Genomic DNA, 22,036 nt, shown 5'->3' on the forward strand with positions numbered 1-22,036 from the left:
TCGTTAGAGTAACCTTGGTAAATAAAATTATATCAGCGATTTTCGAAATATATCGATCACAACTTGAATTATATCAGCGATTTTTCAATTATATCGACCGTAACTCGAATTATATCAGCGATTTTTCAATTATATCGACCGTAACTCAAATTATATCAGCGATTATTGAAATATATCGACTTACCGACAATTAACGACAAAATCCGCCCGCTATTTGAAAAACTCAGCTTACCGCTCCAAAACAATCCGCTGCTTCGTGATTTCCGCCAGTCTTCCGCGATCTACCTCATACTCAGCATCAACACTTTGCGGTACAATCACTTTTCCGCCCTCAAGCGCCACTTCCGGCGAAATAATATCCCTCTCCCAGTGCCTACTAGAAGCAGATATATCTCCTGGAATCGTAAAGTTAGGCAATGACGCAAGAGCAACATTTTGCGCTCGTGAAATCCCCATCTCTACCATACCACCGCACCAAACGGGTACGTTATGTTCCATACAATAATTATGGATTTGGATTGATTCTGTTAGTCCGCCCACTCGCCCTGGTTTAATGTTCACAATTTGGCAGCTACCAAGCGTAATCGCAACGCGTGCATCTTCTAAACTATGAATACTTTCATCTAAACAAATCGGCGTTTCAATTTTCTTTTGCAATTCCGCGTGATCGAGAAAATCGTAATCCGCTAACGGTTGTTCAATCATCATTAATTGGAATTCATCTAGTCGTTTCAGCCTCTCCGTATCCCCTAATGTATATGCTGAATTTGCATCTGCCATTAGCGGGATATGCGGAAACTCTTTACGAATTTCTTTCAATAACTCATAATCATACCCCGGTTTTATTTTTACTTTAAAACGCTCGTATCCTTCTTCTGCGTACTTCTCGATTTGTTTTAACATAACCGGAATTGTATTGATCCCAATTACAACGCCGACTTCAATTTCAGACTTCGTTCCCCCAAGCAATGTCGCTAACGATTTCTTTTGACGCTTCGCATATAAATCCCAAACAGCCCCTTCAATTCCGGCCTTTGCCATTCGGTTTCTTTTTATATGTTGAAATAGACCCGGTACCTCATTCGGATGAGAAATTTCAGCCTTTAATAAATCCGGTAATAAAAAGTCTTGCAGTACATGCAGCGCCGTCTTCACCGTTTCTTCCGTATACCACGGTTCAGAGAACGCAACGACTTCGCCAAAACCAATGCACCCGTCTGTATCTTCTAATTCAATGACGATACTCTCACGCTTTTCGTAAGTCCCGTAGCTTGTAGCAAACGGGATTACGAGTGGCATTTCCGTTATATACAGTGTCGCTTTTTTTATTTCCACCTACATCTCCTCCACTAATTGTCTTAACTCTCGTCTTAACAATTTTTTCGAAGCGTTACGTGGTAATTCCTCTAAGAAACATGCTTTCTTCGGCACTTTATATTTCGCTAATTTCTCCTCGCAAAAATGAAGAATTTCTTCTTCTGTTACCGCCCCGCTTTTCACAACAAAAGCAGCTGGTACTTGTCCCCATTTATCGTCAGCCATGCCGACAACACCAGCTTCCGCTACTGCCGGATGAGAAAGCAACACTTCTTCAATTTGAGCTGGATATATGTTCTCTCCGCCAGAAATAATTAAATCACTGCGGCGATCTAATACGTATAAAAACCCTTCTTCGTCTAAATAACCGAGGTCGCCAGTATGAAGCCATCCGTTTTGAATAGTCTCTCGCGTCGCATCTTCACGGTTAAAGTAACCGCCTGTTACGTTCGGCCCTTTTACTACAATCTCACCTTCCGCAAATGGTGGCACTACTACGCCATCTTTTTCAATACGGAGTTGGCACTGAAGTAGTGGTTTTCCAGCTGATCCTACTTTCGTTAACATGTAATCTGCTGATAACGTGCAAATTTGCGAAGACGTTTCTGTCATACCGTACGTTTGATACACAGGGATTCCTTTTTCTACACATGTTTCTAATAACGGTTTCGGCGCTGGTCCTCCGCCAAGTAACATACATCGTAAAGAAGCTGGGTATGTCCCTTCTCCAAGTCTCTCTAATAAATCTGTTAACATTTTGGATACAACAGAAATAATCGTAACACCTCTCGTTTGAAGTGCTTTATGAATAAAATCAGCATCATATTTCGGAACAAGTAAAATGCGCATGCCGTACATAATGTTTTTCATTAAAAGAGATAGCCCGCCAACATGGAACATCGGCATACAAGCTAACCAGCAATCATCATCACGAAGTCCTAAATTAAGCGACGAACCGACTGCGCTTGCCCAATGATTGCCGTACGTTAAAATAACGCCTTTCGGTTTGCCTGTCGTCCCAGACGTATAAATAATTGTCATCGCTTCTTCTAAAGAAAACTCTTCTTGTATAGAGGCTTCCTCTTTTGGTCCATTCATCACTTCGGCGAATGAATAAACAGGAACATCTTTAGCATCAAAATCTTGATCCGTTACTAAACAAACAACTTCAGCATCATCCATTTGCCAAAGTAGCTCTTCTCTTGAAAGACGCGTATTTAAAAGCACAGCTACTGCACCTACATAAGATAGGGCGTGAATAACTGTAATCATCTCCATACCATTTTTCATCAGAACAGCCACCTTTTGCCCTCGCTCCACTCCAACATGCGTGAGGTGTTCACAAACAGATACTACTTTTTCATGCAGCTCCATAAAAGTAACTTTCTCTTCCTCTATTTCAATTGCAGTGCGATCTGGTGTTAAAAATGCACGTTGCATTAACCAATTTGGCATCGTCTCCATCATTCATTCTCCTTTCATGAAAGAAAGAGACTTGATATGATATCAAGTCTCTTAGTTGTTTTGTTTCCGGTTTGACCTTTTCGTTGCGTCTCACTTTATTGGCGAGCCGCTTCCGCTTTTGGTTTGATCAAGGGAAACGAGGGAATTGACCGAAGTCCGGACTGCGTTTTTCTTTGAATGCGTCGCGACCTTCTTTTGCTTCGTCAGTTGTGTAGTACAATAACGTTGCATCTCCAGCTAGTTGTTGAATACCAGCTAGACCGTCTGTGTCTGCGTTGAATGCAGCTTTTAGGAAACGAAGTGCCATTGGGCTGTTTGCTAAAATTTCTTGTGCCCATTGTACTGTTTCTGCTTCAAGCTCTTCTAATGGTACTACAGTGTTTACTAAGCCCATATCAAGCGCTTCTTGAGCGTTGTATTGACGGCATAGGTACCAAATTTCACGAGCTTTCTTGTGGCCTACCATACGAGCTAAGTAACCAGCTCCGTATCCACCGTCAAAGCTTCCTACTTTAGGACCTGTTTGTCCGAATACAGCGTTGTCTGCAGCGATTGTTAAGTCACATACGATATGAAGTACGTGTCCACCACCGATTGCATAACCTGCTACCATTGCGATAACTGGTTTAGGAATTGCGCGAATTAGACGTTGTAAGTCTAATACGTTTAGACGTGGGATTTGGTCGTCACCTACATATCCGCCATGACCGCGAACTTTTTGGTCGCCGCCAGAACAGAATGCACGTCCACCTTCACCTGTTAAAATGATAACGCCAACATTTGCATCATCACGAGCTTGTGCAAAAGCATCGATTAACTCCATTACCGTTTTTGGGCGGAATGCGTTATGTACTTCAGGACGGTTAATCGAAATCTTTGCGATACCATTGTATGTTGAATAAATAATATCTTCGTAATTGCCTTCTTTTACCCATTCAATAGCCATTACAACTACCTCCTTGTATATTTCTGATTTCACCTATAAGAGTGGCTTCCTTCTTGCTGAAAAAAGTATCACTGCATAGTTTTTAGAAATCCCTTTACTATTGTATCAAACTTTTCCGGTTGTTCCACATGAATTGCATGGCCAGCACCATGAATTTTGACAAATTTCGCATCAGACACGCATTTTTCGATGTTTTTTAATATGCGGAAGAACTTTTCATCATATTCTCCGTTCATTAAAAGAACAGGTATTTTTAAGTTTTTCAGCTCATCCCACCATGAAGGCTGAGCCCCAGTTCCCATGCCGCGCAAGCTATTTGCGAGCCCTTTTGGGTTGTTAGCAAGTCGTTCTTTTCGCACCGCTTCTTGTACGTTTTTTGCTAAACGTTTTTGCGTTTCAAAAAGCGGAATATTTTCCCACATGGATACAAAAATTTCTATGCCTTCTCGCTCAATTTTATCGGCAAGTCGATCATCTTTTTCACGACGTTCTTTTCTATCCGCTTCGTCTTCGAGCCCAGCTGTACAATTTTCTAATAAAAGAGAGTGTACATAATCTGGATATAGACATGCCATCGTAATCGCCAGTCTTCCTCCCATTGAGTAACCAAGTATATGTGCTTTTTCAATATGAAGGTAATCTAGTAGTTCTTTCATTTGCAATGCCACATTTCGGATATCATAATGCGCAACATCTTCAGGACTCTCCGTCTTTCCGTGCCCAACAAGATCCACTACAATAACTTGAAACTGCTCACTCCATGAAGAGATAAAAGAACGCCACGTTTCCATGCTTCCCGTAAAACCATGAAGAAGTAGAAGTGGTTCCCCGCTTCCGACTACTTCATATTCATACGATACACCTTGCAGCGTTACGTTCATTTTGATTCACCTTGCAACGATGTAGTAATTACGTCCTGTGTTTTTGCCCATAACGTACGGTGCAATGTTAAGTTTTCATCACGATTCGTACAAATTTCCACAACGTGTAAACCTTCTGTCGTCGTTCCTTTTCGAACTTCTTCTCGGAATTGCTCCCAACCATTTACACGGCTAAATGAACCGCCGTACATTTTGACAACGTGCTCATAATCAAGTCCAATTGGTGTTCCAAATAATGATTCAAAATGTTCCTTTTTCTCATACTGTGGTAAGAATGAGAAAATACCCCCACCATCATTATTTACAACGACAATTGTTATATTTAATTCATGTAATTTCGCTGCTAACAGTCCATTTAAATCGTGATAAAATGATAAATCACCAATCACTAATACAAGTGGGTCGCAAATAACGCTTGCTCCTAGAGCTGTCGAAATGATTCCATCAATACCATTTACACCACGGTTTGCCATCACATGGATGTTTTTATCCGATGTGAAGAAGAATGAATCTGTATCACGAATTGGCATACTATTGCTCGCAAATAACGTTGCGTCTTCTGGTAATACGCGCACAATATCTGTAATAACCTTTCCTTCAAATGCAGTTTCATATGCTTCCATTTCGCGAAGCGTTTCCTTCGTTTTTTCGTTTATATGTTGCCACATTAGGGACCAATCATTCTTTTTCATAACTGGCATTTTTTCTATTAATGTCTTGCAGAATTCAATGTCACTTGCTTGCACAACTTCTGTCGCAACAAGAGCTGGATCTCTCCATTGTCCTGATTCATCGACAACGATATGAACTGCTTTCGTTTGTTTTTTTATGAACTGCGTTAATGATTTAGAAACAGGCATACCACCAAAGCGAATTAAAACGTCCGGTTTCCATGTTTCTTTTAACTGTTCATTTCGTAAAAATGTATCATAACAGTCAATTACCATCGTTTTATCGTGGTGTCCGCTACGAATATTAGAAAGTGGGTCTGCTAATATAGGATAGCCAGTTTTTTCAGCTAGTTGCGTTGCAAACATTGCAATTTCTGCATGACTATCATCTCCACAAATAATAAGCCCCTTTTCCATATGTGAAAGGCGCCCTACAAGAGAATCTACATATTCACTCGGCATCACCGCGTTTCCTTGCTGAACTACTCCTGTATATTCACTACGTCCTTTATCCCATAAGCTTTCTAGTGAGAAATCAGGGATAAGTGGCTCGCGAACTGGAAAATTAAGATGAACAGGACCCTGCGGCGCTAAACAAGCATTTGCTACTATACGCTGCGTCGTCATACGAGCGTAATGATACATCGCTTCACTTGCTTCTGGCAGTGCCATCTCTGTAAATTGTTTCACAAAAGTACCGTATAAATTAAATTGATTCATTGCTTGTGGTGCACCCACATCTCTTAATTCATGCGGTCTATCCGCTGTTAAGACGATAAGTGGGATCCTTGAATGAAAAGCTTCACATACAGCTGGATAATAGTTCGCTGCTGCTGTTCCTGACGTACATAATAATGCTACTGGGCGTTTTTTTGCTTTCGCAATACCGAGCGCGAAAAACCCTGCTGATCTTTCATCTACATGTAAATATGTGTTCATTCCTTCGTGTTGTTCCATTAGTAAAGCAATCGGCGTTGACCGTGAGCCTGGACTAATGACAACATCACATACATCTAGACGCGTCAGTTCATCCACGAACGCGCCTAAATAATATGATAATGCTTCTATATGATTGTTCATTTCATTAATTCCTCCAAAGCACCAAGCATCGGTCTAAACTTCAAACTTGTTTCTTCATATTCAAGCTGCGGGATTGAATCAATTACAATACCACAACCGGCAAATAAGGATGCTTTCTCGCCGTTTAATAATCCGCAGCGCAGTGCAACCGCAAATTCACCATTTCCTTCATCATCTATCCAGCCAATCGGTGCACCATACAACCCTCTGTCTAACAATTCAACATCACGGATCAGTTTCATCGCTTCCAAACGAGGTGTCCCGCCAAGAGCTGGTGTTGGATGTAATTCTTCTACCATTGTTAAAAGACTCGCATCGCCTTTTGCTTCTACAGGCGTATATAAGTGAATTAAGTTTTTCGTTGTTAATAAACCTGGGCTTTCCGGAATATTAACGTATTCGCAATGTTCATTTAGTACCGAGCGGATCATGTTAACAACATACCCATGTTCAGCTAAATTCTTTTCATCATGAAGAAGCGCATTACTATTTCGCTTACTTTCTTCTATAGAATGACCATGACCGATTGAACCCGCAAGACACATCGATGTAAATTTCTCATCTTCTTTGCGAATTAATCTCTCAGGCGTCGCTCCTAAGAAGCATGCTCCTTTATAATCAAAAGAAAATACGTAACAATCCGGTTGACCAATGCGAAGTGCTTCTAAAACAAGAGCAGAATCAATCGACTGATTCATCTCTACTTTTAGTTCCCTCGCCAATACAACCTTCTGCACGTTACCCTGCTTCATCTCATCTTGTACTTTTTCAATTGCTTTCATCCAGCCTTTCGGATCCACTTCTACTTTAGAAATAACAGCTAATTTTGATCCGTTTAGCGCACATTTACTCTCTCCCAAAATCTTCTCTTCTAAAGAAATCATTTCGTTAGAAAGAGTTTCTGCACAATCTGTTGCTGAAACAAATGTATTCATCGTTAACCATGCTTTTTCATTTTTTACAGTTAATAAAAATGCTGGTAGTGAAAATGTCGTATCTTTAAACTCTTTCCATAGGTCCGTTTTCTCTTTTTCTGGATCAAAGGAAAAACCACCAAATAAAAGCGGACCCGTTCCAAATTCATATTCATCTCTTTGGACAAATGCATTCTCTTTTACTTTCTCCCACTCCTCGCGAGCGGTTTGAAAGCGCTTATGAGAAGAATTTGCTATAGTGAAAACAGAGCCAATTCCTGCAAATATTACATGCTGAGCCGGGTCTGCAAAATAACATCTATTTTCGAATGAAATCCTTTTTCCTGCTGCATAGAACAGAAGCGGATCCACCCAGTCTATTTGTTTTACAAAACTAACCAATGTTTTTTCGTTAGTTGCACGCTTGATAGCTGCAATAAGAACTTCTTGCAAGCCTTTTTGTTTCGTTTGAATCACAATTGTCTCCCCCCTATGGGCGAAAAATAGTCATAATTACGCTTGATTTTAAGATACACCTCAAACGAAAGGCCTGTCAACGTTTAGCATTTCTGAGAAATTCACCTTCTCTTCCTAGAAAATAAACGTTGACACTAAATGATGCTTTTTCTACACTTAGTTGTGTACAATATGTGACCAAAGGAGGATTCAACATGGAAATGAACGTCAAAACGAATTCCTCTCCTACGGCGCCAAAGCCAAGTAAGCAAACCGGCTGGCGCATCTGGTGGAGTTTACTACGTCCCCATACATTAACAGCCGCTTTCGTACCTGTTTTCATCGGAACAGCATATTCGATGCAGGTCGGAGGTATAAATCAAATACATCTTCCTCTTTTCCTTATGATGCTTCTTGCTTGTCTTCTCATTCAAGCAGCAACAAACATGTTTAATGAATACTTTGATTATAAAAGAGGACTCGATCACGAAGGTTCAGTTGGTATCGGCGGCGCTATCGTTCGCGATGGCATTCAGCCAAAAACAGTGCTTAACTTAGCATTTGGATTTTTCGGCATCGCAATACTATTAGGTGTTTATATTTGTATAAATTCTAGCTGGTGGCTTGCTGCAATCGGTCTTGTTTGTATGGCCGTTGCTTACCTTTATACAGGTGGCCCACTTCCAATTGCATATACACCATTTGGAGAGTTGACAGCCGGATTATTTATGGGTGTCATTATTATTGGGATTTCATTCTTTATTCAAACTGGAACTGTAACATCAGAAGTCATTTTACTATCTATTCCAAGCTCCATTTTAATTGGTGCCATTTTACTAGCCAATAATATTCGTGACTTGGATGGCGATAAAGAAAACGGTCGTAAAACGTTAGCAATTCTCGTTGGACGCGAGCGAGCGGTTGGTGTACTTGCTTCGATGTTCATTGTTTCCTACATTTGGACAATTGCTTTAATTATCGTGGGCATCGTATCACCATGGATGCTTATCGTATTTTTAAGTGCGCCGAAAGCATTTAAAGCGACGAAAGGCTTTATCGGCAAAAGCATTCCGATGGAAATGGTACCTGCGATGATTGCAACAGCAAAAACAAATACAATCTTCGGTTTCCTAATGGGAATCGGATTATTACTTGGATACTTTCTATAAAAGGAGCTGCTTATGCGGCTCCTTTTTCATATCTAAAATTCATCTCATAATTCCTACTCTCAACGCTCATACTATGTAAAGAAACTGAATTGTAGGAAGGTGGACGACTATGTTAACTCCACAACAAGTAGGTCAATTTAAATCCATTTTAGAAAAACAAAAACAAGAACTAGAGCAAACGATACAAACTCATGAAAATACAGATCGTGCTTCTGAACGTGACTCAGTAGGAGAACTGTCTAGCTATGACAACCATCCAGGTGATATGGCTACAGAGCTATATGAACGGGAAAAAGACTTCGGGCTTATTGAACTTTGGCATAAACAGCTTGAGGACACGAAACATGCCTTGCAAAAAATAGAAGCGGGTACGTACGGCATTTGCGAAGTGTCTGGCGAAGAGATTCCATTTGAAAGATTGGAAGCAATGCCGACTGCTACAACATGCATCCAGCACGCGACAAATAAGTTAAATATGAATACACGACCAGTTGAAGAAGAAGTGTTGTCTCCTTCTTTCCACAAGCATGATGAGGACAATTCTGTTGAGTACGATGCGGAAGATGCGTGGCAAGATGTCGCAAATTACGGAACATCTGAAACGCCGTCTGATTTAGAAAGACAAGATTCAAAAAACTATAATGGCATGTATGTAAATAGTGAAGAAAACGTAGGCTACGTGGAGGATTTTGAAAACTTTATCGGTACGGATATGTACGGGAAAAACCCACAAGTTTTCGCTACAGAAGAGCATGAAGAATATGAACAAATGCTTGATGATTTTGAAGAACGTACCTTCAAAGGTGAATTATCTTCAAATGAATCTAGTTCCAAAGAATAAAAAAAAGCATTCCGAAAATCGGAATGCTTTTTATCGCTAGCTAATTAGTTTTTTGTAACGTTAGCAGCTTGTGGTCCACGGTTACCTTCAACGATTTCGAAAGAAACTTCTTGACCTTCTTCTAAAGTTTTGAATCCGTCACCTTGGATAGCTGAGAAGTGAACGAATACATCGTCTCCACCTTCAACTTCGATGAAACCGAAACCTTTTTCGCTGTTGAACCATTTAACTTTACCTGTTTGCATGTCATGTACCTCCTAAATAAAAATGAAACTATGAATCCACATGAAAAGGTGGATATAAAGGACATGAATGTATAACAAGCTTACAGCCTTTAATTCAACGTGCTTTATTTCCGTACCACATTATGTAGCTCAATAGTGATTTCACTATATCACGCTATATCCAAAACGTCAAATGAGAACACTTTCATTCCACCATTTTTTTATAATTTTAATATAATGTTGAATTTCCATATTCATATATTATCCCGCCATTTGTGGACAGCTTGATTGGCGGGAGCTGATAATCAGTTTTGGCTGGTTCCACTTTATTTGAAAATTAACAAAACTAAAGTATTCTAATCCTATTAAATTCTGTACAATATAAGTATCTATTACATACGAGGTGAAAAAAATGAGAGCACACGAAATTGAGTATAAGTTATATGGCGATGATATGCAGTTTGTTGAAATTGAGTTAGATCCAGAAGAGAGCGTGATCGCAGAAGCTGGCGCAATGATGATGATGGAAGATTACATAGAAATGGAAACAATCTTCGGTGATGGTTCTGGCCCATCTGGAGGTTTATTCGGAAAATTAATGGGCGCTGGTAAACGTCTCGTTACAGGCGAAAGTATGTTTATGACTGTATTTACAAATACAGGTCACGGCAAGCGCCACGTCTCATTTGCTGCTCCTTATCCTGGTAAAATTATTCCTGTAGATTTAACAGAGTATCAAGGAAAAGTAGTTTGTCAAAAAGATGCCTTTCTTTGTGCCGCAAAAGGTGTTTCCATCGGAATTGAATTTACGAAAAAAATAGGAACTGGTTTCTTCGGTGGTGAAGGTTTCATCATGCAGAAACTTGAAGGTGATGGCCTTGCTTTCATGCACGCAGGTGGAACTGTATATAAACGTGAATTAAAACCTGGTGAGAAACTTCGCATTGATACAGGTTGTCTCGTTGCTATGACAAAAGACATTAACTATGATGTCGAGTTCGTTGGTAAAGTAAAAACAGCTCTATTTGGCGGCGAGGGTTTATTCTTCGCAACATTAGAAGGTCCTGGAACAGTTTGGATTCAGTCCTTAACACTTAGCCGCTTAGCAGCACGCCTTACAAGCCCAGCAGCGCAAAGTACTGGCGAAGGTAGTGTATTAGGTGGACTTGGTCGTTTATTAGATGGGAAAGAGTAAACTGTGCCCTTATGTAGGCATGGCCATCAACTAATAAAATAATAAAATTAAAACACCCTTACTTGCAGTAATGCAGTGAAAGGGTGTTTTAATTTACGTCTACAAACGAGAAAAAGCAGTTAAAATAAAGTAATAAGGTTTACTTCAGGAAAATAAGGTATATTATATTTGTTGAATAGATTCTCTTTAGAGACAAGAAAAGTAGGTGAACAAAGTGGGAAAATATCAATTGGATTCCAAAAGTCAGGTAGCTGTGGCAAAGTTCCATGAAAAACAGAAACCTGCCAAATTTGATAAAAAGCAACAACTTGAAAAATTGCGTACGGAGTATTTGAAAAAGAAGCAAAAACAAACAGATAAATAATACGTTTTGTTTTTCAAATTTTTCTGTATATAGTGTAAACAAACACAAGAAAATAGGTAAGTTATTCATCGTTCAAATATATACAGGCTATTTTTTCAAACCTCTTACTTATGCAACTAACGCATGCGTCAGTTCATTAAGAATAACTAAAAAGTCGATTCCTTGAGATGAAAAAGAGTAAACAGTGCCCTTATCAGGCACTGTTTTATTTTGACGTTATAATTTCCTCCACTGATTTAGATAAGCGATACAAGCTATTCCCCACCTCCAAAAGAATGAATCAAGTTCCTCACTGCATATATTAAACTATACTTTTTCTTAAGGAGGGCTTCCTTAATGCGTACTCCTTTATCCTTTGATAAAGACACTGCCATACTGTTAGCTTCTTGTTGTGAGTTAACGTATGAACAATATAAACAAAATGGCATTTTCGAAATACCAGATGGTTTTCAATATGTACAAGGGTTTCAAGGAAAGGCCATTCAAACAACAGAATGGTTCGGATTTATATTAGAATCTGAGGATACAATTATTGTTGCCTTCAGAGGCACTCAAACAGATCCAGATTGGATTATTGATTCTCTCGTCAATCAAAAACCTTATCCTTATGCTTTAAATGGCGGAAATGTCCATAACGGTTTTCTCTCTATTTATGAGTCTTGTCGTGATTCTATTATGGATATGCTCGTATCATTGCCAGCACATAAAAAACTGCTAGCTACTGGGCATAGTCTAGGTGGCGCGCTTGCCACATTACACATATTAGATGCACGTATAAATACTGCCTTCGCACAGTATGGACTTTATACATTCGCTTCTCCAAAAGTAGGAGATATCGCTTTTCGAAATTATTATAAACTACAAGTAGCTAGTAGCTTTCGTTTCGTCAACTTGTTCGATGTCGTCCCACTTCTCCCTCCCCGAAACATAAATTTTAATGATCATGATTGGGAGTATGCACACGTCCATCACAACATGACATTTACAAAAAACACAAAATCCATTACAAATAATCATTCCATTACAACATACAAAACATGTCTGACTTCTCATTTTTAACCAGTAAACAATTGGAAATAAAATATTCGTATACTATAATAATGTATGAAGTTATTTTTGGATGAGGGGACCTTACATGTTAAAATTTATCTTCGCACTTTTTCTTATTGTAATTTTTACGGTTACAGGTTTCTTTACATTTTCATACTTTGCGACAGGAGAGTATGATGGGGCAGGTATCATATATACCACTGTTCCATTTCTTTCTTAAGCAAAATAAATAAAACGAGCTTAACTTTATTAAGCTCGTTTTATTTATTAATATCCATTTTTGTTGGTAAATCGATAATATATCTCCCAATATAGCAACCTCTTTAAAACTGTTTAACTGCATTACCGATACCCCAAATTTCATTACTGTACTGCAAAATCGTTCGATCGCTCGCAAAATGACCAGACTGTGCAATATTTAAAATAGACATTTCTAGCCACTTCGTTCGGTTCTCATAAGCTCTACCAACAGCTTCTTGTCTTTCAGCATACGGACCAAAATCTCGCAGAACGAAATATTCATCGTTTTGAATAACGAGAGAATCGTAAATCGCTTCAAATTCAGCTCCCGATTGTGCAAAGAAACCATTTGTTAATTGATCAACTACTTTTTTAATGTGCCTATTGTGGTGATAATAATCACTTGCACGATACCCACCATTTTGATAGTAATGAAGAACCTCTTCGGCTGTTAAACCGAAAATAAAACAGTTATCCTCACCGACCCGGTCTTTTATTTCAACGTTAGCACCGTCTAGCGTTCCGAGTGTAATCGCACCATTCATCATAAATTTCATATTACCTGTTCCCGATGCTTCTTTACTCGCCGTTGAAATTTGTTCACTTACATCCGCTGCTGGGAATATATCTTCAGCTAAAGAAACTCGATAGTTTTCTAGAAAGATAACTTTCATATATTGACTGACATACGGGTCATTATTTACTTTTCTTGCGAGTTCATTTATTAATTTAATAATTTTTTTCGCGTAATAATAGCCAGGTGATGCTTTCGCTCCAAAAATAAAAGTACGCGGATAAAATGTAAAACTAGCATCCTCTTTCAAACGGTTATACAAATATAAAATATGAAGAACATTTAATAATTGTCGTTTATAAGCATGTAATCTTTTCACTTGCACATCAAAAATAGAATTTGGATCAATGGTAATCCCCATTGTATTATGAATACGCTCCGCTAAAATCTCTTTACGCTCTTGTTTTACCTCTGCAAATTTCTCTTGGAAACTCGCATCATATTGAACTAATTGTAGCTCTTGAAGCTTAATCGGTTCTTTCTTCCACTCCGTTCCAATCGCCTCTGAAATGAGATTTGTTAACTGTGGATTTGCTTTCATAAGCCAGCGCCTATGAGCAATTCCATTCGTCTTATTATTAAACTTATCTGGATAAAATTCATAAAACAATCGCATTTCCCGCTGCTTTAATATTTCCGTATGAATTTTTGCTACACCGTTTACGCTATGGCTACCGACAATCGCTAAATGAGCCATTTTCACAAGGTCATGTGCAATAATCGCCATTGCTTCAATACGATCCCACTCATACGGATACTGTTCCCACAGTTCATGACAGAAACGTTCATTAATCTCTTCAATAATCATATAAATTCTCGGTAATAACGGTTTAAAAATGTGAATTGGCCACTTTTCGAGCGCTTCTGATAACGTCGTATGATTCGTATAAGAAATCGTCTGCGTCGTTATGTGCCAAGCTTCTTCCCATGCTAACTTTTCTTCGTCTAGTAAAATACGCATCAGTTCCGGAATTGCTAAAACCGGATGTGTATCGTTAATGTGGATCGCAATTTTTTCATGTAGTTGACGAAGGTCACCATATCTTTCTCTATGCATTCGAACGATATTTTGCAAACTTGCTGATACGAGGAAATACTGTTGTTTTAAACGAAGTATTTTTCCCTCATCATGCGTATCATCTGGATATAAAAACTCCGATACAGCCTCTGTTTCACGCTTATATTTCAAAATATCTTTGCAGTTTTGCGGGAAAGGAACTGGTTCAGCATTCCAAAGTCTAAGTGTATTTACAGTACTCGTCTCATAGCCAACTACCGGCACATCATATGGCACGGCCATAATGACTTCTGCATTTGTATGCCTAAACTCTAAACGCCCGTCAATTTCTAGCGGTTCAACACTGCCGAAATAACTTACTTCTACAGCTTGATCATACCTTCTTACTTCCCATACGTTTTCATGAAGAAGCCACTGTTCTGGAAATTCAACTTGATAACCATCAACAATTTTCTGATCAAACAAACCATGTTTATAACGAATTCCACAGCCGTGTCCTGGTAAGTTTAAAGATGCGAGTGAATCGAGAAAACAGGCTGCTAAGCGTCCAAGCCCACCATTACCAAGGCCTGCATCTGCTTCCACTTCTTCTAACTCTTGTAATGAAATCCCTAGTTCAGATAACCCCTGCTCGCATACATTTCGAATACCTAAATTCAAGATGTTACTTCCAAGCAAACGTCCAAGCAAAAACTCAATAGACAAGTAATACATTTGCTTTTGCTCTCCGGATCGATAACTCTCGTTCGTTGCAATCCATTGACTATTCATATACTCACGTACCATATGGCCGAGTGTATTATATTGATCACGAGTTGTAGAATCTTTAAAACTTTTACCATACATCGTCTCTAACTTTTCTAGAAAAGTTGATTTAAAACTTTCAACATGAGTAAACATTTTTTCACCACCTACATGTTATTCCATGAGACTTTTATACAATTCCTTATAAGCAAGAGCCGATTGCTCCCAGCTATAATCTTCAGTCATCGCTTGTTTTACAAGCTGCTCCCACACTGGTTTATCATGATAGAATTCAATTGCACGATGAATCGTATGCAGCATGTCATGTGCATTAAAATTCGTGAAACTGAAACCATTTCCTTCTCCAGTTTCTTCATCATAAGAATGTACCGTGTCGTTTAACCCACCTGTTTCTCTTACAATTGGAATCGTACCGTATGCTAATGCGATAAGTTGTCCAAGTCCACACGGTTCAAACAGCGATGGCATTAAAAACAAATCGCTTCCCGCATACACTTGGTGAGCTAATTCTTCATTAAATCCGATATAAACTTTTACCTTCTCCGGATACTCATATGCCATCCACTCAAAGAATTGCTCATATTCCGAATCACCTGAACCTAAAATAATACATTGTACATCTTCTTCCATTATTTCGCGGAATACAGTACGTACTAAATCAAGACCTTTTTGCTTCGTTAATCTCGTTACCATTGAAATAATTGGTGTATCCTCTTTTTCTGGCAAACCAAAATAACGCTGCAAGGCGCGTTTATTTTCACTCTTTTCATATAATGACTCTGCATCATACTGGGCCTTAATATACGAATCCGTTTCTGGATTATATACGCTCGTATCAATACCATTTACAATGCCGCTAAGCTTATCATTATATTTTCGCAGTAATCCATCTAACTTCTCACCGAAAAATTCATATTGAATTTCTTCTTTATACGTCGGGCTCACCGCTGTAATTTGATCCGAAGCAATAATACCGCCTTTCATAAAGTTTACGTTTCCATAAAACTCTAGCTGCTCACTATGAAAATATTCATCACCAAGCTCTAACAAGTCGTACATCACTTCAGGAGGAAATACACCTTGGAACTGCAAGTTATGAATCGTATATACCGTTTTAATACGCTCATATAACGGGTTATCTTGATACTTTTCACGAAGTAAGAAATTAACCATAGCCGTATGCCAATCATGGCTATGAAGAACATCCACTTCAAAATCAAGGTGCGGAATACACTCTAACACTGCTTTTGAGAAATAAGAAAAACGCTCTCCGTCATCGTAATGACCATACAGAGAATCTCTCTTAAAATAATATTCATTATCTATTAAGTAATACGTAATTCCGTCTTGCTCACCTTTTAAAATTCCACAATATTGATTTCTCCACCCAAGAGGGACGTTAATTACTTTATGTAACGTACATCCATTTCTTAACTTTTGCGGAATGAGACTATAATTCGGAAGTATAATACGAACGTCCACTCCTAATTTTTTTAGCTCTTTTGGGAGCGCACCCGCTACATCAGCTAATCCTCCCGATTTCACAAACGGTACACATTCTGATACTGCAAATAAAATATTCACTTGTTGTCCCACTGCGCGAAAAGTTTTTATTACTCCTCTTGCAGCTTCCTCCCTTCGAGTTTTCATTTAAATTAAAACTTTAATCAGTGGAGGAAAAAGCCCCCACTGATTCTTTAGGAATAACTATTAATCGTACTGTTTTGTACGCTTCCTTTTTCTACAACATACGGCTCATCGGCGCTTCCTTTTAATACGACACCGTCGCCAATTTTCACGTCTTTATCAATAATAACACCGTCTATTATACAGTTATCTCCAATTTGGCTCTTTTGCATAATAATACTGTTACGAATAATTGAACCTTTTCCAATTTTAACCGAACGGGAAACAACACTGTTTTCGACTTCCCCTTCAATAATACTGCCATTTGCAATCATTGTATTTTTCACGACTGCACCCTTTAAATAACGAGTTGGTGGCTCATCTTTTACTTTCGTAAAGATCGGTGCTTCTTTCTTAAATAATTGCTTCCAAATAGCAGGTTGCAAAATTTCTAAGCTATGTTTATAGTAACTTTCAATCGAGTCAATAATTGCTACATATCCAGTATGTTCATATGTAGCAATGTGTAATGATTTCCCGCGCTTTTCTCTCACTACATCAAATAAACTGTATTGTTCCACACCTTTATATGACTCAAATAAGTCTAACAATAATTGTTTCTTTAACACGTATGTTTGAAGCGAAACCCCTTCATGGCAAACTTCTGTAATATCAGCTGCCGTATGTATATGTCGCTCTAACACCGCTTGAAAATTTAATGCTGTTACGAGATGGCTATTCGTAATAACAACGTACTCTTCTCTGCTTCTTAGAAAATAATCAATATGTCTTCTAAAGTGTGCAAAAGACCCAAATTCATCTTGGTCACATTGGCAGTTTGGCGGGAATAAAAATAGTCCGTCTCGTTTTCTATCTAAATCCCACTGTTTTCCTGAACCAACATGGTCCATTAACGAACGATTTTTATGGCTTGTAAAAACTGCCACACTATGAATACTAGAATTCACCATATTTGAAAGCATGAAATCAATGAGTCGATAACGGCCCCCAAACGGTAACGCCGCTAGTGAACGATGCCCTGTTACTTTCTTTAAGGAAGGAAAACTTCCCGTTGCATTAATAATTCCTAACATTTTTTCTCCCATTCATTTCATCCCCCTTTTCTATTTCCCTTCAGCAATTAATACTACATCGTCAACATTCTTTTCTGGACGAATGATTGTTCCATCTTCGATAACCATTTCTGATCCAACAATCGCTCTTTCAATCACAACATTTTTACCAATCTTAGCCCCTGGCATAACGACAGAATCAATCACCATACTTCCTTCTTCCACCGTCACTCCTTGGAATAACACAGAATGCTTCACGTCCCCTTCAATGACGCATCCTTCGTTAATAAGCGATTCTTCTACTTTCGCCTTTTCAGCAATATATTGAGGCGGTTCGTTTGGATTGACAGAGTAAATACGCCAATTACGATCGTTTAAATTCAGTGATGTTTCATCGCGAAGCAAATCCATATTCGCTTCCCATAAGCTCTTCACCGTTCCAACATCTTTCCAATATCCTTCAAACGGATACGCCATTAACTTCTTCCCTTCATCCAATAAAAGCGGAAGTACGTCTTTTCCGAAATCGTTACTAGATTCAGGGTTTCTTGCATCCATCTCTAAATACTCTTTCAAAATTGACCAATTAAAAATATAGATTCCCATTGATGCAAGATTACTTCTTGGAAATTGTGGTTTCTCTTCAAACTCAACAATCTCCATTTCTTCATTTGTATTCATAATGCCAAAGCGACTCGCTTCATCCCAAGGTACTTCAATAACAGAAATGGATACGTCCGATTCTTTCTCAATATGGTAATCTAGCATCTTACTGTAATCCATTTTATAAATATGGTCGCCTGATAAAATAAGAACATACTCTGGTTCATATTGACTTAAATAGTTTAAGTTTTGATAAATGGCACTTGCCGTACCTGTGTACCACTTCACACCTGAAGACTCCGCATAAGGAGGTAATACTGTGACTCCACCGCTTACTCGGTCTAAATCCCATGCATTGCCGATTCCGATATAATTATGAAGTTCTAGTGGTTGATATTGCGTTAAAATCCCAACCGTTTCAATACCAGAATTTGCGCAGTTACTTAGCGTAAAATCAATAATGCGATATTTACCACCAAATGGAACAGCTGGCTTGGCTAAATTTTTTGTTAATGCACTTAATCGACTACCTTTTCCCCCTGCTAGTAACATTGCTACGCACTTTTGTTTTTGAGCCATCTTGTTTTTTGCTCCCCTTTCTCGTCTTCACTGGTCGTAATATGGATACGCCAAATGGTGGAATTGTAATCTCTACATGTGCTGCTTGATTATGGTACGGTTCTAGAATCGTCTTAAGACGTTTCTTATTCACTTGCCCCGAACCGCCATATTGCTGTGCATCACTGTTTAAAATCTCGTTATAATACTCGAAATCTGGTACACCTACTTTATAGTTTTCATATGTAGCTTTCGTAAAATTACATACGATAACTAACGCATCCTCTTGTTTATCCCCTTGGCGGATAAACGAGAAAATACTTTGCTCGTTATTATTAGCATCAATCCACTGAAAACCTTCAGGCGAATGATCAAGCTGCCAAAGTGGTTTTGAGCGCTTATACAATGCTATGAGCTCTTTAAAGTAATCATGCATATAACGATGCATTTCAAAATCATGTAAATTCCAATCTAAATCTTCAAGGTCTTTCCACTCATCAAACTGTCCGAATTCCCCTCCCATGAAAAGTAATTTCTTTCCTGGGTGAGTAAAGAAATATCCATATAATAAACGAAGCTGAGCAAACTTATCCCAGTAATCACCTGGCATTTTATTTAATAACGACTTTTTCCCATGAACGACTTCATCATGAGAAAGCGGTAATATGAAGTTTTCAGAGTACGCATATAGCAAAGAAAACGTCATTTTCTCATGAATGTGTTTCCTATATTCAGGCGCACACTCCATATATTTCAGCACGTCATTCATCCAGCCCATGTTCCATTTGTAATTGAATCCAAGCCCACCTTCATACGTTGGAGTTGTTACAAGTGGCCAAGCTGTTGAATCTTCTGCCGTCATAAGAAAATCTTCATCCTCTGCAAACACTGCTTCATTTAACTCTCTTAAAAATGAAACAGCATGCTCATTACTTTGCTCTTGTCCTTCTTTATTCCAGTACAACATGTTCGCAACTGCATCAACTCTGAAACCATCAATATGGAAATATCTCATCCAAAATAACGCATTTGAAATTAAGAAATTACGTACCTCTCTCTTTCCTAAATCAAAATTGACAGTTCCCCATACTGGATTTTCTTGTACATCTTTATCTTTATATTCATAGGTCGGTGTACCATCAAACAAATATAAACCGTGAGCATCTTTACAAAAATGCCCCGGCACCCAATCTAAAATGACACCGATTCCATATTTATGACATTCGTCGACAAAATGCATTAAATCATGCGGCGTACCAAATCTACTCGTCGCTGCATAATATCCCGTTCCTTGGTATCCCCAAGAACGATCATATGGATGCTCAACAAGCGGCATAATTTCAATATGTGTAAATTGATGTTCCACCACATACGGGATGAGCTCTTCAACCATTTCCCTGTAAGAGTACAGCGTTCCATCTTCTTTCTTTTTCCAAGAACCAAAATGTAATTCATAAACTGTCATCGCTTCTTTATAAATCGATTTTTTCTTTTTCTTACGATTCCAGTTTTTATCATTCCATTCATATCCTTTTATATCAAAAACTACAGATGCCGTATTCGGTCTTACTTCTGCATATACAGCATACGGATCTGCCTTTAAAATGACGTCACCAGCCAATGTTTCAATCGCATATTTATATATTTCTCCTTCTTCAATATGCGGTATAAATAAGGACCAAATGCCTTCTTCTGTCACTTGTAGCATCTTATGTTGCTCATAATCCCACTCATTAAAATCCCCAACAACACTCATTGCTTTCGCATGAGGAGCCCACACTGTAAATCGTACCCCTTGAATCTCATCTTCCGTCACAACATGCGCGCCAAAGATGTTATAACTTTCATAGTACTTTTCTGTATGAAACTCATCTCGTTTCACTTCTTCACAATTTATTACATTCAATATGCTCACCTCACTTAGATGACAGAATTTTTTATACTTTAACTATTTCTGCGAAAAACTGCAATATCCTTGTTAATTTATAAAAAACATTCGTTTTTTTCTTAAAAATGTTAGTTTTTCTTCACATTTCCGTGTAAAATATCGAATTTTGACGAATATTCATTGTAAACGCTTCATTCTACTTCTATATTTCCTCCTATTATTTTTTTCTCAACCTTTATTTTATTAGGTTTATACTATTTTTCATGCTATTTTCCACTCAAAATCAAAACAAAATAATCTGTAATAAAAAAATGTTTCTCAACATTTTTTGTCATATTTTTATTGAAACGCGAAATTCATAAGCATATACTTGTTCTCAATAAAGAACTATGATCTTTCGTAACTATAATTCATAGCGGACTACTATGTTTACTTATTTATCCTTGTTGCGAACGGTTGCTATACAAATTTAACTAGGAGGCTTTCTTATGTCATTAAAACAAAAAGTAGGAATGGGAATTATCACCGCTTCACTTGGCTTATCCCTTACATTCGGCGGTGTATTCGCCTATTTCAGTGATTCAGAAACATCAAGTAACTCATTTCAAGCTGGAACACTAGATCTTTCTATTAATCCAAGTGTAATCGTTAATGTGAAAGATTTAAAACCAGGTGATTTTATTGAAAGGAACTTCAAGCTTGAAAATAAAGGTACATTGGATATCGCAAAAGTAGCACTTGAAACATCATATGAAGTTACAGATGCAAAGCAAAATAATGACGGTGAAGATTTAGGTGATCACATTATCGTCAAGTTTCTAGTAAATGATGGACAGCCATCTAATCCAAACGATGATCATGAGATTGTGTGGGAAACAAAACTATCACAATTAAAAACTATGAAACCTGAAGATGTCGCTACGTCTCTAGAACGTCATAACTTAATAGATGGTATTAAATCTGGTGAAACAGATTACTTACACGTCCTCTTCTCATTTGAAGATAACGACCGAGATCAAAATAAATTTCAAGGTGATTCCCTGCAGCTAAACTGGACATTCCATGCTGAGCAAACAGCTGGCGTGGAGAAATAATTTTTAAAAATATAAATTACCGGAG

Annotated in this window: 19 protein-coding genes; 7 read left to right on the forward strand and 12 right to left on the reverse strand. The window is 38.3% G+C overall.

What is annotated here, in order from left to right:
* Positions 1 to 228 precede the first annotated feature (228 nt).
* The 6 genes from menC to ACUN13_RS05765 form a co-directional block, all read right to left on the reverse strand.
* Complete coding sequence (gene menC, locus ACUN13_RS05740; protein ID WP_025686767.1) at positions 229 to 1,335, reverse strand: o-succinylbenzoate synthase; 1,107 nt, start codon at positions 1,333 to 1,335, stop codon at positions 229 to 231.
* Complete coding sequence (locus ACUN13_RS05745) at positions 1,336 to 2,781, reverse strand: o-succinylbenzoate--CoA ligase (protein WP_142292892.1); 1,446 nt, start codon at positions 2,779 to 2,781, stop codon at positions 1,336 to 1,338.
* A gap of 127 nt (positions 2,782 to 2,908) precedes the next feature.
* The gene (gene menB / locus ACUN13_RS05750) at positions 2,909 to 3,727 is read right to left on the reverse strand and encodes a 1,4-dihydroxy-2-naphthoyl-CoA synthase (protein WP_000963881.1); all 819 of its coding nucleotides are present in this window, start codon (positions 3,725 to 3,727) and stop codon (positions 2,909 to 2,911) included.
* 68 nt (positions 3,728 to 3,795) lie between these two features.
* Positions 3,796 to 4,608 carry a 2-succinyl-6-hydroxy-2,4-cyclohexadiene-1-carboxylate synthase gene (gene menH / locus ACUN13_RS05755; protein ID WP_444877369.1) on the reverse strand — a complete coding sequence of 271 codons (813 nt, stop codon included), beginning with the start codon at positions 4,606 to 4,608 and terminating at the stop codon, positions 3,796 to 3,798.
* Positions 4,605 to 6,359 (reverse strand): 2-succinyl-5-enolpyruvyl-6-hydroxy-3-cyclohexene-1-carboxylic-acid synthase, encoded by a 1,755-nt coding sequence (menD, locus tag ACUN13_RS05760; protein ID WP_088344288.1) that lies wholly within the window; start codon positions 6,357 to 6,359, stop codon positions 4,605 to 4,607. The genes menH and menD overlap by 4 nt, the downstream gene beginning before the upstream one ends.
* Entirely contained in the window at positions 6,356 to 7,750 is a 1,395-nt protein-coding gene (locus ACUN13_RS05765) for an isochorismate synthase (protein ID WP_025686772.1), read from the reverse strand. The genes menD and ACUN13_RS05765 overlap by 4 nt, the downstream gene beginning before the upstream one ends.
* A 194-nt stretch (positions 7,751 to 7,944) precedes the next feature.
* Between ACUN13_RS05765 and ACUN13_RS05770 the strand changes: the two genes are divergently transcribed.
* Complete coding sequence (locus tag ACUN13_RS05770; protein WP_000425766.1) at positions 7,945 to 8,898, forward strand: 1,4-dihydroxy-2-naphthoate polyprenyltransferase; 954 nt, start codon at positions 7,945 to 7,947, stop codon at positions 8,896 to 8,898.
* Between the two features lie 109 nt (positions 8,899 to 9,007).
* Positions 9,008 to 9,739 (forward strand): yteA family sporulation protein, encoded by a 732-nt coding sequence (locus tag ACUN13_RS05775; protein ID WP_000957396.1) that lies wholly within the window; start codon positions 9,008 to 9,010, stop codon positions 9,737 to 9,739.
* Positions 9,740 to 9,783: 44 nt separating this feature from the next.
* Here the strand turns inward: ACUN13_RS05775 and cspD are convergent, their stop codons facing one another.
* Positions 9,784 to 9,984: a cold-shock protein CspD gene (cspD, locus tag ACUN13_RS05780; RefSeq protein ID WP_001193054.1), complete on the reverse strand. Its 201-nt coding sequence runs from the start codon at positions 9,982 to 9,984 to the stop codon at positions 9,784 to 9,786.
* A 391-nt stretch (positions 9,985 to 10,375) separates the two neighbouring features.
* Here cspD and ACUN13_RS05785 point away from each other — a divergent pair, with 391 nt between their 5' ends.
* The 4 genes from ACUN13_RS05785 (at position 10,376) to ACUN13_RS05800 (ending at position 12,792) form a co-directional block, all read left to right on the forward strand.
* Positions 10,376 to 11,158: a TIGR00266 family protein gene (locus tag ACUN13_RS05785; protein ID WP_001201257.1), complete on the forward strand. Its 783-nt coding sequence runs from the start codon at positions 10,376 to 10,378 to the stop codon at positions 11,156 to 11,158.
* Between the two features lie 214 nt (positions 11,159 to 11,372).
* A complete protein-coding gene (locus tag ACUN13_RS05790) occupies positions 11,373 to 11,522 on the forward strand; it encodes a hypothetical protein (protein ID WP_000521639.1) in 150 nt (49 codons plus the stop codon).
* Positions 11,523 to 11,858: 336 nt separating this feature from the next.
* On the forward strand, positions 11,859 to 12,581 hold the full coding sequence (locus tag ACUN13_RS05795) for a lipase family protein (protein WP_001260111.1): 723 nt from the start codon (positions 11,859 to 11,861) through the stop codon (positions 12,579 to 12,581).
* Positions 12,582 to 12,657: 76 nt separating this feature from the next.
* Positions 12,658 to 12,792 carry a hypothetical protein gene (locus ACUN13_RS05800; RefSeq protein ID WP_000911075.1) on the forward strand — a complete coding sequence of 45 codons (135 nt, stop codon included), beginning with the start codon at positions 12,658 to 12,660 and terminating at the stop codon, positions 12,790 to 12,792.
* A gap of 103 nt (positions 12,793 to 12,895) precedes the next feature.
* Here ACUN13_RS05800 and glgP read toward each other — a convergent pair whose 3' ends face one another.
* The 5 genes from glgP to glgB all read right to left on the reverse strand — a co-directional run bounded on the left by glgP (position 12,896) and on the right by glgB (position 20,935).
* Positions 12,896 to 15,304, reverse strand: a complete 2,409-nt coding sequence (glgP, locus tag ACUN13_RS05805) for a glycogen phosphorylase (protein WP_025686774.1) — start codon at positions 15,302 to 15,304, stop codon at positions 12,896 to 12,898.
* A gap of 18 nt (positions 15,305 to 15,322) precedes the next feature.
* Entirely contained in the window at positions 15,323 to 16,753 is a 1,431-nt protein-coding gene (gene glgA, locus ACUN13_RS05810) for a glycogen synthase GlgA (protein ID WP_445423717.1), read from the reverse strand.
* Positions 16,754 to 16,866: 113 nt separating this feature from the next.
* A complete protein-coding gene (glgD, locus tag ACUN13_RS05815; RefSeq protein WP_000504168.1) occupies positions 16,867 to 17,901 on the reverse strand; it encodes a glucose-1-phosphate adenylyltransferase subunit GlgD in 1,035 nt (344 codons plus the stop codon).
* 18 nt (positions 17,902 to 17,919) lie between these two features.
* On the reverse strand, positions 17,920 to 19,050 hold the full coding sequence (gene glgC / locus ACUN13_RS05820) for a glucose-1-phosphate adenylyltransferase (protein ID WP_000057619.1): 1,131 nt from the start codon (positions 19,048 to 19,050) through the stop codon (positions 17,920 to 17,922).
* The gene (glgB, locus tag ACUN13_RS05825; protein ID WP_001100880.1) at positions 18,998 to 20,935 is read right to left on the reverse strand and encodes a 1,4-alpha-glucan branching protein GlgB; all 1,938 of its coding nucleotides are present in this window, start codon (positions 20,933 to 20,935) and stop codon (positions 18,998 to 19,000) included. The genes glgC and glgB overlap by 53 nt, the downstream gene beginning before the upstream one ends.
* A 470-nt stretch (positions 20,936 to 21,405) precedes the next feature.
* Between glgB and ACUN13_RS05830 the strand changes: the two genes are divergently transcribed.
* Positions 21,406 to 22,011, forward strand: a complete 606-nt coding sequence (locus ACUN13_RS05830) for a CalY family protein (RefSeq protein ID WP_000053927.1) — start codon at positions 21,406 to 21,408, stop codon at positions 22,009 to 22,011.
* Positions 22,012 to 22,036: the final 25 nt, after the last annotated feature.

The organism is Bacillus cereus group sp. Bce041 (assembly GCF_052646455.1).